The sequence below is a fragment of the Alcaligenes faecalis genome (assembly GCF_009497775.1).
Lineage (GTDB): Bacteria > Pseudomonadota > Gammaproteobacteria > Burkholderiales > Burkholderiaceae_B > Alcaligenes > Alcaligenes faecalis_D.
In genome coordinates, this window is the sequence record NZ_CP031012.1 from 1,146,535 (window position 1) to 1,166,537 (window position 20,003).

The 20,003-nt window shown below is 56.4% G+C and carries 13 protein-coding genes and 1 riboswitch; of the genes, 9 read left to right on the forward strand and 4 right to left on the reverse strand.

Translation table 11 applies throughout. The features are described 5' to 3' along the window. Positions 1-21 precede the first annotated feature (21 nt). A riboswitch (Fluoride riboswitch) is annotated at positions 22-94 on the forward strand. Between the two features lie 82 nt (positions 95-176). The 4 genes from DUD43_RS05230 (at position 177) to DUD43_RS05245 (ending at position 4,385) form a co-directional block, all read left to right on the forward strand. Next, on the forward strand, positions 177-1,418 hold the full coding sequence (locus DUD43_RS05230) for a voltage-gated chloride channel family protein (protein WP_153229424.1): 1,242 nt from the start codon (positions 177-179) through the stop codon (positions 1,416-1,418). Positions 1,419-1,744: 326 nt separating this feature from the next. Beyond that, positions 1,745-2,503: a class I SAM-dependent methyltransferase gene (locus tag DUD43_RS05235; RefSeq protein WP_153229425.1), complete on the forward strand. Its 759-nt coding sequence runs from the start codon at positions 1,745-1,747 to the stop codon at positions 2,501-2,503. Positions 2,504-2,831: 328 nt separating this feature from the next. Next, positions 2,832-3,467, forward strand: a complete 636-nt coding sequence (locus tag DUD43_RS05240) for a YbhB/YbcL family Raf kinase inhibitor-like protein (RefSeq protein WP_153229426.1) — start codon at positions 2,832-2,834, stop codon at positions 3,465-3,467. A 141-nt stretch (positions 3,468-3,608) separates the two neighbouring features. Beyond that, positions 3,609-4,385 (forward strand): helix-turn-helix transcriptional regulator, encoded by a 777-nt coding sequence (locus DUD43_RS05245; protein WP_228125901.1) that lies wholly within the window; start codon positions 3,609-3,611, stop codon positions 4,383-4,385. A gap of 313 nt (positions 4,386-4,698) precedes the next feature. Here the strand turns inward: DUD43_RS05245 and DUD43_RS05250 are convergent, their stop codons facing one another. Beyond that, complete coding sequence (locus DUD43_RS05250; protein ID WP_153229427.1) at positions 4,699-6,993, reverse strand: NADP-dependent malic enzyme; 2,295 nt, start codon at positions 6,991-6,993, stop codon at positions 4,699-4,701. 520 nt (positions 6,994-7,513) lie between these two features. On the opposite strand from DUD43_RS05250, the gene DUD43_RS05255 reads away from it, so the two are divergent. The 5 genes from DUD43_RS05255 to DUD43_RS05275 all read left to right on the forward strand — a co-directional run bounded on the left by DUD43_RS05255 (position 7,514) and on the right by DUD43_RS05275 (position 15,923). Further along, positions 7,514-10,381: a 2-oxoglutarate dehydrogenase E1 component gene (locus DUD43_RS05255; protein ID WP_153229428.1), complete on the forward strand. Its 2,868-nt coding sequence runs from the start codon at positions 7,514-7,516 to the stop codon at positions 10,379-10,381. 34 nt (positions 10,382-10,415) lie between these two features. After that, positions 10,416-11,627, forward strand: a complete 1,212-nt coding sequence (odhB, locus tag DUD43_RS05260) for a 2-oxoglutarate dehydrogenase complex dihydrolipoyllysine-residue succinyltransferase (RefSeq protein ID WP_153229429.1) — start codon at positions 10,416-10,418, stop codon at positions 11,625-11,627. A 161-nt stretch (positions 11,628-11,788) separates the two neighbouring features. Beyond that, the gene (lpdA, locus tag DUD43_RS05265; protein ID WP_153229430.1) at positions 11,789-13,216 is read left to right on the forward strand and encodes a dihydrolipoyl dehydrogenase; all 1,428 of its coding nucleotides are present in this window, start codon (positions 11,789-11,791) and stop codon (positions 13,214-13,216) included. Between the two features lie 217 nt (positions 13,217-13,433). Then, the gene (zapE, locus tag DUD43_RS05270) at positions 13,434-14,525 is read left to right on the forward strand and encodes a cell division protein ZapE (RefSeq protein WP_042484467.1); all 1,092 of its coding nucleotides are present in this window, start codon (positions 13,434-13,436) and stop codon (positions 14,523-14,525) included. 75 nt (positions 14,526-14,600) lie between these two features. Continuing rightward, complete coding sequence (locus DUD43_RS05275; RefSeq protein ID WP_153229431.1) at positions 14,601-15,923, forward strand: tryptophan--tRNA ligase; 1,323 nt, start codon at positions 14,601-14,603, stop codon at positions 15,921-15,923. Positions 15,924-16,223: 300 nt separating this feature from the next. Here the strand turns inward: DUD43_RS05275 and DUD43_RS05280 are convergent, their stop codons facing one another. From DUD43_RS05280 to DUD43_RS05290, 3 genes are all read right to left on the reverse strand, one after another. Further along, positions 16,224-16,880, reverse strand: coding sequence for a CatB-related O-acetyltransferase (locus DUD43_RS05280; protein WP_153229432.1), 657 nt, complete (start codon positions 16,878-16,880; stop codon positions 16,224-16,226). Between the two features lie 240 nt (positions 16,881-17,120). After that, positions 17,121-17,633 (reverse strand): hypothetical protein, encoded by a 513-nt coding sequence (locus tag DUD43_RS05285; protein ID WP_153229433.1) that lies wholly within the window; start codon positions 17,631-17,633, stop codon positions 17,121-17,123. 3 nt (positions 17,634-17,636) lie between these two features. Further along, positions 17,637-19,985, reverse strand: a complete 2,349-nt coding sequence (locus DUD43_RS05290) for a Tex family protein (RefSeq protein ID WP_153229434.1) — start codon at positions 19,983-19,985, stop codon at positions 17,637-17,639. Positions 19,986-20,003 lie beyond the last annotated feature (18 nt).

The following is a 20,003-nucleotide window of genomic DNA, read 5'->3' on the forward strand; positions in this document are numbered from 1 at the left end:
ATTCAGGAAGCTTCTTGTAGAATTTCCCTTGGAGATGACGTTCCTCCCTTAACCGCCGCTTCGTTCTGAAGCAGCTGATGACGTCTACAGATACCTGACCAATGTCGGGGCTGTAGGCGTACACGCTCACATGTTCTGTTGTTGGTCAGCCCTGTTTTTTACTGTGCTTACGACCTATGAACAGACTCAAAACCTCCCTTTCACTGCATCTGTTGGCCTACTACGGCAAATGGTTTGTGCTCGCTTGCCTGATTGCTGTGCTGGCAGGCAGCGCTTCTGCTTTTTTCCTCTTTTCACTTGAGCAGGCTACCTCTTGGCGGATACAACACGCTTGGCTGATCTGGCTACTGCCGCTGGCGGGCCTGGCTGTGGGCTGGGTGTATGAGCGCGTGGGGCAGTCTGTTAATGCGGGCAATAACCTGCTTATCGAGGAAATTCATGATCCCAAGAAAGTGGTGCCACTGCGTATGGCCCCCTTGGTGCTTGGTGGAACCGTGATTTCGCATTTGTTTGGCGCATCGGTAGGCCGAGAGGGCACCGCCGTGCAAATGGGTGCCGCCTTGTCGGACCAGCTAACGTATGTGTTTCGCTTGGGCCGGGAAGATCGACGCATTCTGTTGATGGCAGGCATGAGTGCCGGTTTTTCATCTGTCTTTGGAACGCCCTTGGCCGGAGCCGTGTTTGGCATGGAGGTACTGGCTATAGGTCGCATGCGCTACAACGCCTTGTTCCCGTGCCTGATCGCTGCGATTGTTGCCGATCAGGTGGGCCTGGCCTGGGGCGTGCAGCACACCCATTACGTCGTTGAGCAAATCGTACCATTGGGCGGTTGGAGCATGGTGGCTGTGCTGATAGCCGGAGTCCTGTTTGGCTTGGTCGGTATGTTGTTTGCCATGCTGACTCACAAGCTGTCTGCCTGGATGAAGAAAATCATCAAGTACGCACCCATGCGCCCGTTCTGGGGCGGGCTGGTGGTGGCGATCGCTGTCTGGGCTTTGGATGCCTATCAGTACATTGGCCTGGGTCTTCCGGAAATAGTGCGCTCTTTCCATGAACCTATGCAGCCTTGGGATTTCCTGGGCAAGCTGGGGTTTACGGTCCTGTCTTTGGGTTCCGGCTTTAAAGGAGGGGAGGTCACGCCCTTGTTTTATATCGGTGCGACCTTGGGTAATGCGCTGGCTCCCTTGCTGGATATGCCTTTTTCCATGATGGCGGGCCTGGGCTTTGTGGCGGTCTTTGCCGGTGCAGCCAATGTGCCGATTGCTTGCACACTGATGGCGATGGAGCTGTTTGGTACAGAACTGGGGCCTTTGGCGGCGATCGCTTGTGTAGCAGCTTATGTGTTCTCGGGACATGGTGGTATCTATCATGCGCAACGAGTGGGGCATCGCAAGTTCAAGCGTCGTCAGTCTGCTTGAACTGAGTCATTCATTTGTTTAGTTACTCAGTCTATCTATCTATCTATCTATCTATCTATCTATCTATCTATCTATCTATCTATCTATCTATCTATCTATCTATCTATCTATCTATCTATCTATCTATCTATCTATCTATCTATCTATCTATCTATCTGTCTGTCTGTCTGTCTGTCTGTCTGTCGCTCGCTCGCCGCTCGGTGAGCAAGTGACTGGTGGAGTCTTATGTGCACGCTAAAAAAAGAACCTCTTTTTGAAGCTGACCTCCAGCCCCCTCGTTTCGCAAACTACTATATGGCTTGAAATTAAGAGACAAAGGCAAAGCGATGGAAGACCCTAAATTCAAAGATCACTTTTCCCAGGTTGCGTCTGACTATGCCAACTACCGTCCCAGCTACCCCCAAAAGCTGGCTGACGTATTGGCCGAACTCAGCCCCGCACAGGATAGAGCGCTGGATTGCGCCTGCGGAACCGGGCAGCTTTCTGTGTTGCTGGCCAAGCGATTCAAGGAAGTGATTGCCACGGATGGCAGCGCCGATCAGATTGCTCAGGCGCAACAGCAAGAGGGTGTGAGTTATCGCACGGCTTTGGCTGAAAACAGCGGTCTGGCTGATGGCAGCGTGGATTTGATTACCGTCGCGCAAGCGGCTCACTGGCTGGATCTGGAGCTTTTCTATGCCGAGGTTCAGCGTATCGTCCGCCCTGATGCTTTGCTGGCTTTGATCACCTATGGCGTTCTTCATGTGGAGGGCGAGGTGGATAGCGTCATGCAGCATTTCTACTATGAAACCATCGGTGCTTACTGGCCACCAGAGCGTCGCCATGTGGAGGACGGTTACCGCCGTTTCGCCTTCCCTTTTCAGGAGCTGAGCTTGCCGCCTCTGGCCATCGAAGTGGATTGGAATCTGCCGCAGTTATTGGGATACATCAGAACCTGGTCTGCTGTAAAAGCGGCTGAAAAAGCGCTGGGCACCAGCCCCTTGAGCGCAGTAGAAGTGGAGCTGCGTAAGCAGTGGGGAGACCCTGATCAGCACCGCCGAATCAGCTGGCCTTTGTCTGTGCGTGCAGGGCGCGTGCGGAAGTAAGCCGCTCTTGGGGTGTGATGTTGCTGTTCAGGTATTCGATGATGGGCTCTTTGCTCAGGCGCACGATACATGCGGCAGCGGAACGCTAGGCGGAAGCGTCGGATAGCTCGAAAGCCTGTTCGATCTTCAGGTTGGGCAGGTGCGCGGCTTTCAGGACTTGGGTGTTCTCATCCATCAAACAATTCAAAAGAGATCAATTTGATTGGAAATGAAAAACAATTGATTGGATATGTTGTGTTGAGGGAATGCCTGCGTCCTTAGAATAATCATTTGCTGTGCGTAGGCTGTACAGCATTAATTGTTCAACAAGCACGAGACGAAATTCCATATGCAACTCATCAGTCAAAGTTTTCAGGATGGTCAGGCGATTCCTGGCGAATTCGCTTTCGCCGTCCCCGATGCCAGTGCACTCATTGCGCTGTCGTCGAATCGCAATCCGCATCTTGCCTGGAGCGATGTGCCCGCAGGTACTCAGTCATTCGTCGTCGTCTGCCACGACCCGGATGTGCCCAGTCGTGGGGATGATGTGAATCAGGAAGGCCGCGAAGTGCCTGCCGACCTGCCACGAGTCGACTTTTTTCACTGGCTGCTGCTCGACATTCCCGCCAGCACGACAGAGATCGCGCCCGGCTCGCATTCCAGCAGTGTCACACCGCGCGGCAAGCCTGGCCCTGAGCTGGAGGGTGGTTTGCGTCACGGCATCAACGACTACACCGGCTGGTTTGCCGGTGACAAGCAAATGAAGGGCGATTACCACGGCTACGATGGCCCATGCCCGCCCTGGAATGACACTTTGGTTCATCACTACATCTTTACGGTCTATGCCTTGGCTACACCGGCTCTTGCAGTGGATGGGCCACTCACAGGCGCTAATGTGCGTGCCGCACTAGCCAGCGCTCCGGTACTGGGGCAAGCCAGCCTGACAGGCTTGTATAGCCTCAACCCATCCGTGTCTCCTGGCTGATCTGTGAGTCAGCGCAAACAGGCCACAGCAGAGCCTCGGCAAAACGCCCAAGCAATCGCCCAGGCAACTGCGCAATCTGAGCCTTGCCGTCACTGGTCGCTGCCATCTGGCACGCCAGTGCTTCGGCGTGGCTTGTGCGCCTTGGCGCAGCCTGTTCTGACGCAGGTGCAGTACACACCGCGTTTTTTGTTCCATGATGCCACCGTGCTGCTTGTCGCTGCCGGACGGCTCGACTTGAAGGACGATCTTCACCCGCTTGCGGTCGATGTAGTCAGCGATGCTCCAAGGTCGCTGCTGCTCGTCGAGCCGGGCACCAGCGTGGATTTGCTGAAAACACCGGATGGCCTGGAGAAGCGTTTTCGTTCTGTCTTTTTGACGCTCTCGACAAACTTGTTGGAGCTGTTTCAGCGTGATCGCTCTGCCCCCTCGTCGGAGAGCAGTAGCTTGGCCCCTTATCGGCTGGCACCGCTGGATGAGGACCTTGAATCAACGTTACGCCGGGTACTCGAAAGCGTGGACGCCAAGCGTGTGAGCGACGAACGACTCCAGTGTCGGCTGATGGATTTTCTTTTTGCACTTGCTGAACGAGGCTATGCCTTCAAGGGCAGCAAGCAGAGCGGGACAGCCGCGCGCTTGCGCACCTTGATAGGCGAGGCGCCGGATCAGAACTGGACAGCGCATGAGGCTGGTCGTGCATTGGCGATGAGCGAGGCCACCTTGCGACGACGTCTTGCTGGTGAAAGTGTGCGTTTCGAAGAGCTGCTGATCGACACTCGCATGCACCATGCCCTGATGCTGCTCCAGACGACATCCTGGACCATTCCACACATTGCACAGGCTTGTGGATACCAGTCCCGTGCTCGTTTCTCTGACCGATTCCGCGCACGTTTTGGTTATTTGCCATCTGCTGTTCGCTGAAAGTCATTGATCCTTACGCGAATCTGCAATATCGCTTTTTATGTATTGCCTGTGAGGGTTCGTCAGAACCTGCGACATGAGCACTTCATGGCTGACGGAGCGAGCTTGCTCAAGATACGGGGTACTCGGTATGCCGTAGAGAGGGTATGCGCCTGTGCTGTGTCCACTGCGGGGTAACTGAGCTTGAGCATTAATACTGTGTTAGATCAGGCGACAGTTTTGTTTATTGAAACAGGGTGCTGAAGTCAGCATGGAATAAAAAAAACCGGATGCCGCTTTACGCCGCATCCGGTTTTTATTCAGCTAAACAGGATTAGCTGTTTTGCTGGGCTTCTTGCTGAGCATCCACAACAGCCAGGGCTGTCATGTTGATGATGCGACGCACAGTAGCGCTGGTGGTCAGGATGTGGATGGGGCGAGCCGCACCCAGCAGGATGGGGCCCATGGCCACACCGTTGCTGCCTGTCATCTTCAGCATGTTGTACGTGATGTTGCCGGCGTCCAGGTTAGGAGTGATCAGCAGGTTGGCCGAACCGCGCAGCGTGCTGTCGGGGAAGGCTTTCAGGCGGATCTTCTCGGACAGAGCGGAGTCAGCATGCATTTCGCCGTCCACTTCCAGGTCTGGAGCGCGTTCAGCCAGGATCTGACGAGCCTTGGCCATCTTGCGCGAGGACTCGGTCTGGCGACTGCCAAAGTTCGAGTGCGACAAGAGAGCAACGCGAGGGACCACGCCAAAACGACGAACTTCCTCGGCGGCCTGGATCGTCATGTCGGCGATCTGTTCGGCGTTGGGGTTCTCGTTAACGTGTGTGTCGCACACAAACAGAGTTTGTGTAGGCAGCATCAGCACGTTCATGGCGGCGAAGGTTTGTGCTTCTTTCTTCAGGCCAATGACTTGCTCAACGTATTGCAGTTGGCTGTCGTAGTTGCTGGCCACACCGCAGATCATGCCGTCTGCGTCACCGCGTTGCAGCAGCATCACGCCGATCAGCGAGTTGTGCTTGCGGATCATGGCTTTGGCGATGTCCGGAGTAACGCCTTCACGTGCCTTGAGCTTGTAGTAGGCGGTCCAGGTGTCGGTGAAGCGATCATCATCTTCGGGGTCAACGATTTGCACGTTCTTGCCTGCTTCCAGACGCAGACCGGCTTTCTTGACACGCATTTCGATCACGTTGGGACGACCGACCAGGATAGGCTGGGCCAGCTTTTCGTCCACCACGGTTTGTACGGCACGCAATACGCGCTCGTCTTCGCCGTCAGCGTAAATGATGCGCTTGGGCGCAGCCTTGGCCTGCATGTACAACGGACGCATCAGCGGGCCGGTGTGGTAGGTCATGGCGATCAGTTTCTGACGGTAGGCGTCCATATCTTCGATGGGACGGGCGGCAACGCCGGAGTCCATCGCAGCTTGGGCCACGGCAGGAGCGATCTGAACGATCAGGCGGGAATCAAACGGTTTGGGGATGATGTACTCAGGACCAAAACGCAGATCTTCGCCGCCGTAAGCGGTGGCCATATCGTCGCTTTGCTCGACCTGGGCCAGCTCGGCAATGGCTTTCACGCAAGCCAGCTTCATTTCTTCGTTGATCACGCTGGCGCCAACGTCCAGGGCGCCACGGAAGATGAAGGGGAAGCACAGCACGTTGTTGACCTGGTTCGGGTAGTCCGAACGGCCGGTTGCGATGATGCAGTCAGGGCGGGCAGCCTTGGCCACTTCAGGGCGGATTTCAGGCTCGGGGTTAGCCAGGGCCAGAATCAGAGGCTTGTCGGCCATGGTCTTGACCATGTCGGCGCTCAGAACGCCAGGAGCCGAGCAACCCAGGAATACGTCAGCGCCGACCATGGCATCAGCCAGAGTGCGGGCGTCGGTTTCCTGAGCGTAGCGAGCCTTGTTGGGCTCCATGTTCTCGTCACGGCCTTTCCAGATGATGCCACGCGAGTCAGCCACGAAAATGTTGCTCAGCTTCACGCCCAGGGCAACCAGCAAGTCCAGGCAAGCAATGGCAGCAGCGCCAGCGCCCGAGCAAACCAGCTTGATGTCAGCGATGTTCTTGTTGACGACTTTCAGGCCGTTCAGAACCGCGGAGGACGAGATGATGGCGGTACCGTGCTGGTCGTCGTGGAACACGGGAATGCTCATGCGCTCGCGCAGCTTCTTCTCGATGTAGAAGCACTCGGGGGCCTTGATGTCTTCCAGGTTCACACCACCCAGGGTGGGTTCCAGTGCGGCAATGATGTCGACCAGCTTGTCCGGATCGGTTTCGTTCAGTTCGATATCGAACACGTCGATGCCGGCGAATTTCTTGAACAGGCAGCCTTTGCCTTCCATGACGGGCTTGGCGGCCAGAGGGCCGATATTGCCCAGACCCAGCACGGCGGTACCGTTGGTGACCACGGCAACCAGGTTGGCGCGCGAGGTGTACTTGGCGGCGGCTTCTTCGCCTTCGGCGTGGATGGCCATGCAAGCAGATGCGACGCCGGGGGAGTAGGCTAGCGAGAGGTCATCTTGATTGGCTAGGGTCTTGGTAGGGACCACCGAGATTTTCCCGGGAGTGGGATACGCGTGATAGTCCAGCGCAAGTTTGGCCAGATCGGCGTTGGCATCCATTTTGGTAAAGCTCCTGATAGGATTTTCTAGTGTAAAAGTGAATCTAATTTATAAGAAATACAGTCACCAGGTAGGTGCTGATTTGTTATAGGCAGCATATGTCATGGCAACGCTTGTTGCCTGCCTCAAGGTGACCAAGGGCAGGCTGGGCTCGGTTTGGTGGAAAAGGGGCCCGCGAAGCGCGTACTTGCTGCACCCGATTAGCATATCGGAATTTTTCCTTCATGTGGGGCAGCCAAGGGGCGTCAATCATGATTTGGAGCGCTTCTTTTGTAAGAATTCGCCCGTGTGATAGATCGATGTGTTTGTTAATGCCAACGGTCTGATGTAGTTGCCAAGCATTTTAGATGTCATCAATTGCGCCTTTTGTGTGCGGCGTTATACTAGATCGATACGGCTTGTATAAGGCGTCCTACGTTGCCTTCTGCTCCTGCTATCCGCTAACCGGCGAGGTCCGTGTCGCGGAAGGTTTTCCTGCATCTCAACACGAGTGAAACACTCGGATAGGTGAAGCGTAATAATGTCATCGCAAAAAGAACTGCTCAGTAACTCTTATTTGTTCGGGAGCAATGCTCCTTACGTCGAAGAACTCTACGAGTCCTACCTCGACAATCCAGGCTCCGTCGCCGACCAATGGCGCGAGTACTTCGATCAATTGCAGCATCAGCCTGCTACTGACGGCCGCGACAGCACCCGCGATCAAGCTCACGCTCCTATCGTTGAGTCCTTCGCCCAACGTGCCAAAGCCAATGCCTTCCTGACCAGCGCGCAAGCTCCGGACCTGACAGTTGCCATGAAGCAAGTGTCGATTCAGTCCATGATTGCTGCTTACCGCTCCCTGGGTGCCCGCATTGCCGAGCTGGATCCCCTGAAGCGCTCCGAACGCCCCAGCATTCCAGAACTGGACCCCGCTTTCTACGGTTTGACCGAAGCGGATCTGGACCAGGTCTACTCCGCCACCAACACCTACTTCACCAAAGCCGACACCATGACGCTGCGCGACATGCTCAAGGCCTTGCGTGACACGTACTCCCGTTCGGTGGGCGCAGAATTCATGTACATCTCCGACCCGGTCGTCAAGCGCTGGATTCAGCAGCGCCTGGAGTCGGTGCATGGCACAGGTTCTTTCAACGTTGACCAAAAACGCAACATCTTGCAGCAGCTGACCGAGGCCGAAGGCCTGGAGCGCTTCCTGCACACCAAATACGTAGGTCAGAAACGCTTCTCCCTGGAAGGTGGCGAGAGCTTCATCGCTTGTATGGATGAAGTCGTCAACCACGCTGGCGAGAACGGCGTTCAGGAAATCATCGTGGGTATGGCCCACCGTGGTCGTCTGAACATGCTGGTCAACATCATGGGCAAAATGCCCGGTGACCTTTTTGCCGAATTTGAAGGCCATCACGCTGAAGGTCTGACCGACGGCGACGTGAAATACCACAACGGTTTCTCCAGCGACCTGTCCACTCGTGGCGGTCCGGTTCACCTGTCCCTGGCCTTTAACCCATCCCACCTGGAAATTGTGAACCCAGTGGTCGAGGGTTCGGTCCGTGCTCGCCAGGATCGTCGTAACGACGAAGAAGGCAGCCAGGTTCTGCCCGTGCTGGTTCACGGTGACGCGGCATTTGCCGGTCAGGGCGTGGTCATGGAAACACTGAACCTGGCCCAGACCCGTGGCTACGGTACCGGTGGCACACTGCACATCGTTATTAACAACCAGATCGGTTTCACCACCTCTGACCCCCGCGATACACGCTCCACGCTGTATTGCACGGACGTGGTCAAGATGATTGAAGCCCCTGTGTTCCACGTCAACGGCGACGATCCCGAAGCCGTGGTGTTCGTGACTCAGCTGGCTCTGGATTTCCGCCGCGAGTTCAAGCACGACGTCGTGGTTGATATTGTTTGCTTCCGTAAACTGGGCCACAACGAGCAAGACACTCCCTCGATGACCCAGCCGCTGATGTACAAGAAGATTGGTCAGCACAACGGTACACGCAAGCTGTACGCCGACAAGCTGGTTGCTCAAGGCATTCTGGCCGAGAACGAACCCGAAGATCTGGTCAAGGGCTACCGTCAACTGATGGAAGACGGCAAGCGCACGGTTGAACCTGTTCTGACTGACTACAAGAACAAGTACGCTACCGACTGGTCTGCTTTCCTGGGCGCCAAATGGACTGACCAGGCTGACACCGCCTTGCCTATGTCCGAACTGGCCCGTATCGGTGAAAAACTGACCACCGTACCCGAAGGCTTTACCGTTCATCCACTGGTCAACCGCATGCTGAACGACCGTCGTGCCATGGCACGTGGCGAAGCTCAAGTGGACTGGGGCATGGGCGAGCACTTGGCCTTTGCAACTTTGGTGAACAACGGCTACGCCATTCGTATTACCGGCCAGGATTCGGGCCGTGGTACGTTCACGCACCGTCACGCTGTGCTGCACGATCAAAAACGTGAGCGCTGGAACGACGGCACCTACATTCCTTTGCAGAACGTCTCCGAAGGTCAGGCTACCTTCACGGTGATCGACTCGGTCCTGTCCGAAGAAGCCGTGCTGGCTTTTGAATACGGTTACGCTTCGGCAGAGCCCAACATTTTGACCATCTGGGAAGCCCAGTTCGGTGACTTCGCCAACGGTGCCCAGGTTGTGATTGACCAGTTCATTACGTCGGGTGAAGCCAAGTGGGGCCGTCATTGCGGTCTGACCTTGATGCTGCCACACGGCTACGAAGGTCAGGGTCCGGAGCACTCCTCGGCCCGTATCGAGCGCTTCTTGCAACTGTGCGCAGACAACAATATCCAGGTTGTTCAGCCCACCAACGGCGCCCAGATCTTCCACGTTCTGCGTCGTCAGATGATCCGTCCTTTCCGCAAGCCTTTGGTCATCATGACACCCAAGTCCTTGCTGCGTAATAAAGACGCAACCTCGCCAATGAGCGATCTGGCTGAAGGTCACTTCATGCCCGTGATCGGCGAGACGGATCAGGCGATTGATGCCGCCGCTGTCAAACGTGTTCTGGCTTGCTCGGGCAAGGTTTACTACGATCTGGTGAACCACCGTAAAGAGCTGGAGCGCAACGATATTGCCATTATCCGTGTGGAGCAGTTGTATCCGTTTGCCCACAAGGCCTTCCAGGCAGAGCTGGCTAAATACAGCAACGCCAAGGAAGTTATCTGGGTTCAGGACGAACCTCAAAACCAAGGTGCATGGTTCTACGTTCAGCATCACATCTACGAGAACATGACCGAAGGTCAGAAGCTTGGCTACGCCGGTCGTGCCGCTTCCGCTTCGCCTGCAGTGGGTTACCTGGCCAAACACCAGGAACAGCACAAGGCGTTGCTGGAGCAGGCTTTCGGCGCTCGCAAAGGCTTCATGCTGACCAAATAACGCACCCCAAATTTTAAATACGGAAAATATAATCATGGCAATTACTGACGTTCTGGTTCCCCAACTCTCTGAATCCATCTCCGAAGCAACCTTGCTGGAATGGAAAAAACAACCTGGCGAAATGGTCCAGGCTGACGAAATCCTGATCGAAGTCGAAACCGACAAGGTCGTTCTGGAAGTTCCCGCTCCTGCTTCGGGCGTGCTGAGCGAAATCGTCAAGGCCAACGGCAGCACCGTTACCTCCGGCGACGTGCTGGCCCGTATCGACTCCGAAGGCAAGGCTACCGCTGCTGCTCCTGCCGCCGCTGAACAAGCCGCTCCTGCTGCTGCCCCTGCCGCCGCTGCTCCTGCTGCCAGCGCTGCTGCTTCTTCCGTTGCTTCGCCTGCCGCTGCCAAGATCCTGGCTGAAAAGGGCGTGGAAGCCAGCTCCGTGGAAGGCTCCGGCCGTGGTGGTCGCATCACCAAGGGTGACGCTCTGGAAGCCAACGCTGCTGCCAGCAAGCCTGCTGCCGCTCCTGTTGCACCTCCAACCCTGTCCCTGGACGGCCGTCCAGAACAGCGCGTGCCCATGAGCCGTCTGCGTGCTCGTATCGCTGAGCGTCTGCTGCAGTCGCAATCCGAAAACGCCATGCTGACCACGTTCAACGAAGTGAACATGCAAGCTGTGCTGGATCTGCGTAAAAAATACAAGGATCAGTTCGAGAAAGAACACGGTGTGAAACTGGGCTTCATGTCCTTCTTCGTTAAAGCTGCTGTTGCTGCTTTGAAGAAATACCCCGTGCTGAACGCCTCGGTTGATGGCAAAGATGTCATCTACCACGGTTACTTTGACATCGGTGTGGCTGTTGGTAGCCCACGTGGTCTGGTGGTGCCTATCTTGCGTAACGCTGATCAAATGTCCATTGCTGACATCGAAAAGCAAATCGCTGACTTCGGTGCCCGTGCTCGCGACGGCAAGCTGACCCTGGAAGAAATGACAGGCGGTACCTTCTCGATCTCCAACGGTGGCGTGTTCGGCTCCATGCTGTCCACCCCGATCATCAACCCACCTCAGTCCGCCATCCTGGGCATTCACGCCACCAAGGACCGCGCTGTTGTGGAAAACGGTCAGATCGTGATTCGCCCCATGAACTACCTGGCTATGTCCTACGACCACCGCATCATCGACGGCCGCGAAGCCGTTCTGGGTCTGGTAGCCATGAAAGAAGCGCTGGAAGATCCTCAGCGTTTGCTGCTGAACGTCTAAGCACGCGGTAGTTTCGGTCTAGTATGTTTACGGCCAAGTGCTTGCTTCTAAGCCTTGGCCGACTTTGTTTAAGGCCCTGGGGGTTGGCTGTCGCCGCCTGATTCTTTCCCGTCTGACTTCTGGACGGTCCAGTGTGCCTTTTCACATTTATGGGATTTTTTATGGCTAAGCAATTTGATGTTGTCGTGATTGGTGCAGGCCCTGGTGGCTACATCGCCGCCATCCGTGCTGCTCAACTGGGTATGAGCGTCGCTTGCGTGGACGCATGGTCCACCGCTGAAGGCAAACCCGCTCCTGGCGGTACTTGCACCAACGTAGGTTGCATTCCTTCCAAGGCCTTGCTGCAATCGTCCGAACACTTCGAGCACGCCAATCTGCATTTGGCCGAGCACGGCGTGGACGTCAAGGGCGTGTCGCTGAACCTGGACAAGCTGGTCGGTCGTAAAGACGTGGTCGTCAAGCAAAACAACGACGGTATCTTGTACCTGTTCAAAAAGAACAAAGTTAACTTCTTCCACGGCACCGCTTCGTTTGGCGCCAAGGTTGATGGCGGCTGGTCGGTGAACGTAGCTGGAGCCAACGCTGAAGAGCTGGTTGCCAAGAACGTCATCATCGCGACCGGTAGCTCGGCTCGTGCCTTGCCCGGTGCCGAGTTCGACGAAGAGCAAATTCTGTCTAACGATGGCGCACTGCGTCTGCCCAAGGTTCCCAAGAAACTGGCCGTTATCGGTGCCGGTGTGATTGGTCTGGAACTGGGTAGCGTGTGGCGTCGCCTGGGTGCCGAAGTGACCATTCTGGAAGGTGCTCCCGAGTTCCTGTCCGCCGTGGATCGCGACGTTGCCAAGGAAGCCCTGAAAGCTTTCACCAAGCAAGGTCTGAAGATCAATGTGGGCGTGAAAGTTGGCGAAATCAAAAAGACTGCCAAGCACGTGGCCATCAACTACGTAGACGCTTCGGGCGCCGAGCAAAAGCTGGAAGCCGACAAGCTGATCGTCTCCATTGGCCGTGTTCCTAACACTGCCGGTCTGGGTGCTGACACCATTGGTCTGAAACTGGACGAGCGTGGTTTCGTGGTCGTTGACGACGATTGCGCTACCAGCCTGCCAGGTATCTGGGCTGTGGGTGACGTGGTGCGTGGTCCTATGCTGGCTCACAAAGCTGAAGAGGAAGGTGTGGCTGTGGCCGAGCGTCTGGCTGGTCAGCAACCTCACGTCAACTTCGACACCGTGCCTTGGGTTATCTACACCTCCCCCGAAATCGCTTGGGTTGGCAAGACCGAACAGCAACTGAAGACCGAAGGCCGTGCTTACCGCGCTGGCAGCTTCCCCTTCCTGGCTAACGGCCGTGCCCGCGCACTGGGTGACACCACCGGCTTTGTGAAAGTTCTGGCTGACGCCAAGACTGACGAAGTTCTGGGCGTGCACTTTGTGGGCCCTGTGGCTTCCGAGCTGGTGGCTGAAGCTGTTGCGATCATGGAATTCCGTGGCGCGTCGGAAGACATCGCCCGTATTTGCCATGCTCACCCAACCCTGTCCGAAGCCCTGAAAGAAGCGGCCTTGGCAGTGGACAAACGCGCTCTGAACTTCTGATAGACTTTCAGGGTGTTGTTGGAAAAGGGCGGGCACAGGCTCGCCCTTTTTTTCGTCACGAAAGGCTGATCAAAGCAGTCGGTAGCGGCTGCGATGCGTGAGATAATTGACCGCGCAGTATGCTCAGACCCTGCAACAGAAGCCGTACTGCTGTGGACCGCAGTGCATGCTGGCAGACCACTACCTGTCCTGGACAGGTTCTTTTATTTTCAGTGATATGAATGTTCGCGAGTATTACCATCAGGCTTTAGCGGAAAAAGGCTACCGTGCCGACCAGGCACAGGAGCAAGCTATAGACCGGCTGCAACGCTATTACGACGAGTGGGTGGAGTATCGCAAGATGCGCTCCAGTACCTTGCGTCGCATGTTTTCCCGCCCGGAAGTGCCGCGTGGTGTATACCTGTGGGGTGGTGTAGGGCGCGGCAAGAGCTTTCTGATGGACGCCTTCTACCTGACGGTGCCGCTCAAGCGCAAAACCCGCATTCACTTTCATGAGTTCATGCGTGGCGTACACAAGGAGCTGAATCAGGTCAAAGGCATGAGCGACCCGCTGGACGAAGTCGCCAAGCGTATCGCCAAGCGTTACCGCCTGATCTGTTTTGACGAGTTCCACGTCTCGGATGTGGCCGATGCCATGATTCTGTACAAGCTGCTGCTGGGCCTGTTCGAGCGCGGTACGTCCTTTGTGATGACCTCCAACTACGAGCCCTCCACGCTGTATCCGGAAGGTTTGCATCGTGACCGGATTCTGCCCGCCATTGCGCTGATCCAGAAGAACATGGACATCATGAACGTGGATACGGGTGTGGATTACCGCCGCCGTGCGCTGGAGCAGGTGAAAACCTATCTGACGCCATTGGGTCCGGAGACCACCGCAGAACTGCAATCCATGTTCACGGCCTTGTCGGACACGGCTCCTCAAGAGCCTGTGCTCAGCATCGAAAACCGGGATGTGAAAGCGGTGGCCTTGTCAGGCTCGGCTGTGTGGTTTGATTTCGAGACCCTGTGCGTCAGTGCGCGCTCGCAGAACGATTATCTGGAACTGGCCAATCGTTTCCAGACTGTGATCCTGTCTGATGTCCCTCGCATGACAGCCCGTGATGCTTCTGCAGCACGACGCTTTACCTGGCTGGTGGACGTTTTCTACGATCACAAAGTCAAATTTATTATGTCCGCGGCGGTGCCCGAGGAAGAGTTGTATGTAGATGGCCCCATGGCCAATGAGTTCCACCGTACTGTCTCGCGTTTGATGGAAATGCAATCGCGCGAGTATCTGGAGTCAGAACGGCGCCAGGCAGTTATTTTGTAGGGCTTGGGCGCGGCCGGTGGCCAATGCGCCTGATCCCTGACCCTGACACGTAGTTTTATAAGCGTATTTTTTATCATGACGACACGAGTACTGACCGGCGTTACAACGACCGGTATTCCACACTTGGGTAACTATGCCGGAGCGATTCGTCCTGCTATCCGTGCTAGCCAGCAAGCCGATGTCGACGCATTTTTCTTCATGGCGGACTACCACGCCCTGATCAAATGTGACGATCCGGAGCGCGTAGCCATTTCGCGCCGTGCGATTGCAGCCACCTGGATAGCCTGCGGCCTGGATGTGGAAAAAGTAACGTTCTACCGTCAATCCGATATTCCTGAAATCCCGGAATTGTCCTGGATGCTGGGCTGTGTGACCGGCAAGGGTTTGATGAACCGTGCGCACGCCTACAAAGCCTCCGTGGATAAAAACGAGGCTGCCGGTATTGAACCTGATGATGGCGTCACCATGGGCTTGTTCAGCTACCCTGTGCTGATGGCGGCCGACATTTTGATGTTCAACGCGCACAAAGTGCCCGTGGGCCGTGACCAGGTACAGCACCTGGAAATGGCACGCGATATCGCCAAGAGCTTCAACCATTTGTACGGTCGTGGCAAAGAGCTGTTCGTGCTGCCTGAAGTGCAGGTAGAAGAGGACCTGGCCTTGTTGCCGGGCCTGGACGGTCGCAAGATGTCCAAGAGCTACGACAACACCATTCCCTTGTTTGAAGGCGGTGCCAAGGCTCTGAAGTCCGCCATTGCCCGTATCGTGACGGACTCCAAAGGCCCAGGCGAACCCAAGAACCCGGATGATTCCCACCTGACGGCTTTGTACAAGGCCTTTGCGACGCCAGAGCAGACTCAGGCTTTCCGTCAGCAACTGATCGAAGGGATGGCCTGGGGTGAAGCCAAGGAAGCCTTGCATCAAGTTCTGGAAACCATGATCGCCCCCATGCGCGAGCGTTATGAATCCCTGATGGCCCGCCCTCAGGAAATTGAAGAGCTGCTGCAAGTGGGGGCCCGCAAGGCGCGTGCCTACGCAACGCCTTTCATCCATGAGCTGAAGGCTGCCGTAGGCCTGCGCGATCCTTTGAGTACCGCTGCCAGCAAGTCCGAAGCCAAGGCCCGTAAAGCCCGTTTTGTGAACTTCCGCGACGAAGACGGCACCTTCCGTTTCCGCCTGCAAGATGCTGCTGGGCAAGAGTTGTTCCTGTCCCGCTCCTACGCTGACCCTAAACAGGCTGGTGTAGCGATCAAGGCATTGCAGACAGCTGCGTTTGCAGAGGTGATCAAGCAAGACGGCCAGGAGCTGCAAATCCATTGTGCCGGTGAGGAAGTCGCTCGCGTATCGGTAGATCTGCGTGACGCGCTTGAAGCCGCTTTGGATTCGATGCGTGACTAAGTAGTGTGTCTGCTGCGGGATTGATCCTTGGCAAAGAGCTTGCGTAGGATTGATCCCATGCCAGATGCAGCGAGCCTTTTTGTGCTGCCGCACTCTGCGTTGAAGCAAGTTTGAAAATAAACAGCCCCAAAAACGAGATATTCATCTCACGTTTGGGGCTGTTTTATTTTTTACTTTTTTATCAATACCTTGAAAGGTATTTCAGGATCAAGCCTGCGGCAGCGACATCCCTGATGTCGGCTTGAGCTACAAAGGCTGCTCGGCAATTGCAGCCCCTGCCGCAAGGGCAAGGGCAAGGGTTCAGGTCCGGGCCTGAGCCGTGGACTTCTGATCCCAGTCTTTGCTGGCCAGTTCCAATGCCGCAATATCTTCTGCGCAGATCACGTCGCGCAGAGCCGTGAATTTCTCTTCCGGCCACTCATATATCTTCAGACCTAGCAACCGCTCAATGCTTGCCTCATCAAAGCGCTTGCGCACGGGCACAGCTGGGTTCCCGGCCACAATCGTGTACGGTGCCACGCTCTTGGTCACAATTGCCCCCGAGGCCACCACAGCGCCTTCACCAATCACGACACCAGGCATGATCATGGCCCGCATGCCGATCCAGGCACCGTCATGGATATGGGTGTCACCCTTACCGACGTAGGCATCCGTAATCTTGTCCACGAAGGGATACAGGCTGAACCAGTCCATGCGATGGGTATGATTGCCGCCCATCAGAATCACGGCCTCGGCACCGATACACACGTAGTCGCCAATATGTAGCTGGTCTACCGGCCATTGAGAGGTCCAGGCCTTGCGGCTGTATTCGTCCCCGTACAGGTAACGCACCACGCTTTCTTCAAAACTGCCGGTCCAGGCATGGCTGTAGTAGCTGTGTGTGCCACGCACATGGATATTGGGATTGGATACGGTTTCGTGCAGGAGTTCGACCTGCGACCAGTGCTTTTGCACCATGCTTCTCCTTCTGGACCTTGCCGTGCTGGATTTGGCTTTGCGCCAGTCACGGCAAAGTGGGATGTTTCTGTTTGGGCCAGGCAGCCAGGCGAGTACAGGAGGTTCGCCTTGTTGACGCTGATGGCGGGACCAGTCTAATGCGCTTTGAGGCGCTTTGCATTCAAGCGGGCCAAAAGCATCAAGCCCTGCATGAATGTTCATGCAGGGCTTGATGATGGGCTTGGGCCAGGAATACCTGTCTTATTCGGCAGGTTGGGCGGGAATATCCAGTTTTTCACACAGACTTAGAATTTCTTCCAGGTTCTCGCGTTTGACTACGATAAGCTGAAATTCCTCGTCATAGCTTTGGGCAAACTCCAGCAGGCAGTAGGAGGGGTGAAACTCCTGCAACTGCTCGTTCGCCCATTGGAAAAAGCCGTCCACATCCTGAAAAGGCATGTCGTCGTAGGGAAAGGCGGGCAGGTCCTGGCTTTCAAAAGCGGCCAGAATTTCTTCCCACAGTTCGTCCACGGTATCGGCCAGAGCCAGGTAGTCGTCCAGTTCGTAGCTGATGGCCAGGATCAGAGCGCCATCCGGATCGTGTTCCATCAGGTTCTGGGCGTGCTTGCCATACGCTTCGCCCATTGCTGCAGGGCTGGCGCTGGCTGTCAGCACGGACTGGCTGATGGCTGTAATATCCTGTTCCTTCTGATCAAATCCGGTCAGCAGATTGAGCAGACGCGTCAGTTGGGAAAGGCGCTCGGTCTCAGTCATGGCTTATCTCCGAAGTTTGCTAAAGGCGGCTGCCATAGCACCTGTTGGTGCCGGTTCAGCTTGCCGGTTGGGGCGATTGTTTCCGGAACGGCGCTGGGGAGCGTTGCTTGTGCTGCTGGAACCGCGCACCGGGGCGCTGTCGTCGTTCAGGCGCATGGTCAAACCAATACGCTTGCGGGCTACATCCACTTCCTGGACTTTAACCTTAACCGTCTGACCCACGCGAACCACATCACGCGGATCTTTTACAAACGTGTCGGACAGGGCCGAGATATGGACCAGACCGTCCTGGTGTACGCCTACGTCCACGAAGGCACCAAAGTTGGCCACGTTGGTGACCACGCCTTCCAGAATCATGCCGGGTGTCAAATCGTTCAGGGAGTTGATGCCTTCCTGGAATTTGGCGGTCGTAAATTCAGGGCGAGGGTCGCGGCCGGGCTTTTCAATTTCGTTAAAAATATCACGCACGGTGGGCAAACCAAAGCGTTCATCCGTGAAGTCCGATGGTGACAAGCCTTTCAATGCGCCGGATTTACCCATGACATCACTGGCTTCGGTTTGCAGACGTTCCAGAATACGGGCGGCAACCGGGTAGGCTTCGGGGTGAACCGCCGAGGCGTCCAGAGGGTTGGCCGCGCCGGGAATACGCAAGAAGCCGGCTGCCTGTTCAAAGGCTTTCTCACCAAAGCGAGGTACGTCACGCAACTGCTTGCGGCTTTGGAAGGCGCCGTTTTCATCACGCCAGGTGACGATGTTTTTGGCTAGTGTGTTGTTCAGGCCGGAAACGCGCGCCAGCAGGGGAGCAGAAGCGGTGTTGACGTCCACACCCACGGCGTTCACGCAATCCTCGACCACGGCATCCAGGCTGCGAGCCAGTTCGCGCTGGTTCACGTCGTGCTGGTACTGACCCACACCAATGGATTTAGGGTCGATCTTGACCAGCTCGGCCAGCGGATCTTGCAGGCGGCGGGCAATAGAGACGGCACCACGCAGGCTGACGTCCATATCAGGGAATTCCTGGGCGGCCATCTCGGAAGCGGAGTACACCGAAGCGCCCGCCTCGGATACGACGACGCGGGTCAGCGGCAGTTGTGGGAAAGCGGACTGCAGGTCAGCGACCAGTTTCTCGGTTTCGCGCGATGCAGTGCCGTTGCCAATCGCCACCAGCTCAACCTGATAACGTGTTGCCAGACCGGCCAGAGTGCGAATCGAGCCCTCGCGGTCACGGCGTGGCTCAAAGGGGTAGACGGTGGCGGTATCCAGCACCTTGCCGGTTGCATCGATCACAGCGGCTTTCACGCCAGTACGAATACCTGGGTCCAGACCCAGCACGGCTTTATTGCCAGCGGGGGCGGCCAGCAGCAGATCGCGCAGGTTGGCGGCAAAAACGCGGGTAGACTCTTGCTCGGCTTCTTCGCGCAGACGGCCAATCAGCTCGGACTCGAACGCTGTCAGCAGCTTGACGCGCCAGGTCCAGCGGCAGACCTCGGCCAACCAGTGGTCACGTGGGCTGGCGTCAGCAGAGAAATTCGCGCCAATGTTGGTCAGCTCGGCAACTTTCAGCACACAAGGGTGGGGCAGAAGTTCATCCTGTTCGGGATTCAGGCCCAGGCGCAGGTCCAGCGCACCTTGCTGACGACCGCGCAACAAAGCCAGTACGCGGTGAGAAGGCAGTTGGCGCAGCGCTTCGTTAAAGTCGAACCAGTCGCGGAATTTGTCGCCTTCCTGCTCCTTGCCTTCGGCAACCTTGGAGTACAGGTGGGCGGACTTCCACAGATAGTCGCGCATGGCTTCGAGCAGATCGGCCTGCTCGGCAAAGCGCTCGGCCAGAATGTCGCGGGCACCGTCCAGGGCGGCCTTGGCCGTGTCGATTTTGGCCTCGGCATTCAGATAGCCTTCGGCCAGCGCCAGAGGGTCTGCATCCTTCTGGGCCAGAATGGCGTCCGCCAGCGGCTCCAGGCCGGCTTCGCGGGCAATCTGGGCACGGGTACGACGCTTGGGCTTGTACGGCGCGTACAAGTCTTCCAGACGCTGCTTGGTGTCAGCCGCCAGAATGGCTTGCTCCAGCTCGGGCGTCAGTTTCTCTTGCTGGCGGATCGATTCCAGAATGGCATGACGACGCGATTGCATATCGCGCAAATAGATCAGGCGCACTTCCAGATCACGCAGGACATTATCGTCCAGGCCACCAGTCGCTTCCTTGCGATAACGGGCGATAAAAGGGACCGTGGCCCCGTTGTCCAAGAGCTCAACCGTAGAGGCGGCTTGTTGGATGCGGATGTTCAGTTCAGAGGCCAGTAGCGCCAGAATCTGTTGGTGATCCTGTTGCTGGGCGAGGGTTTCCACAGTCATTTCAGTTATGGGTCCATC

Coding starts and splice junctions, on each gene's coding strand:
- DUD43_RS05230 (WP_153229424.1), top strand. CDS start 177: ATGAACAGACTCAAAACCTCCCTTTCACTGCATCTGTTGGCCTACTAC.
- DUD43_RS05235 (WP_153229425.1), top strand. CDS start 1,745: ATGGAAGACCCTAAATTCAAAGATCACTTTTCCCAGGTTGCGTCTGAC.
- DUD43_RS05240 (WP_153229426.1), top strand. CDS start 2,832: ATGCAACTCATCAGTCAAAGTTTTCAGGATGGTCAGGCGATTCCTGGC.
- DUD43_RS05250 (WP_153229427.1), bottom strand. CDS start 6,993: ATGGATGCCAACGCCGATCTGGCCAAACTTGCGCTGGACTATCACGCG.
- DUD43_RS05255 (WP_153229428.1), top strand. CDS start 7,514: ATGTCATCGCAAAAAGAACTGCTCAGTAACTCTTATTTGTTCGGGAGC.
- odhB (WP_153229429.1), top strand. CDS start 10,416: ATGGCAATTACTGACGTTCTGGTTCCCCAACTCTCTGAATCCATCTCC.
- lpdA (WP_153229430.1), top strand. CDS start 11,789: ATGGCTAAGCAATTTGATGTTGTCGTGATTGGTGCAGGCCCTGGTGGC.
- zapE (WP_042484467.1), top strand. CDS start 13,434: ATGAATGTTCGCGAGTATTACCATCAGGCTTTAGCGGAAAAAGGCTAC.
- DUD43_RS05275 (WP_153229431.1), top strand. CDS start 14,601: ATGACGACACGAGTACTGACCGGCGTTACAACGACCGGTATTCCACAC.
- DUD43_RS05280 (WP_153229432.1), bottom strand. CDS start 16,880: ATGGTGCAAAAGCACTGGTCGCAGGTCGAACTCCTGCACGAAACCGTA.
- DUD43_RS05285 (WP_153229433.1), bottom strand. CDS start 17,633: ATGACTGAGACCGAGCGCCTTTCCCAACTGACGCGTCTGCTCAATCTG.
- DUD43_RS05290 (WP_153229434.1), bottom strand. CDS start 19,985: ATGACTGTGGAAACCCTCGCCCAGCAACAGGATCACCAACAGATTCTG.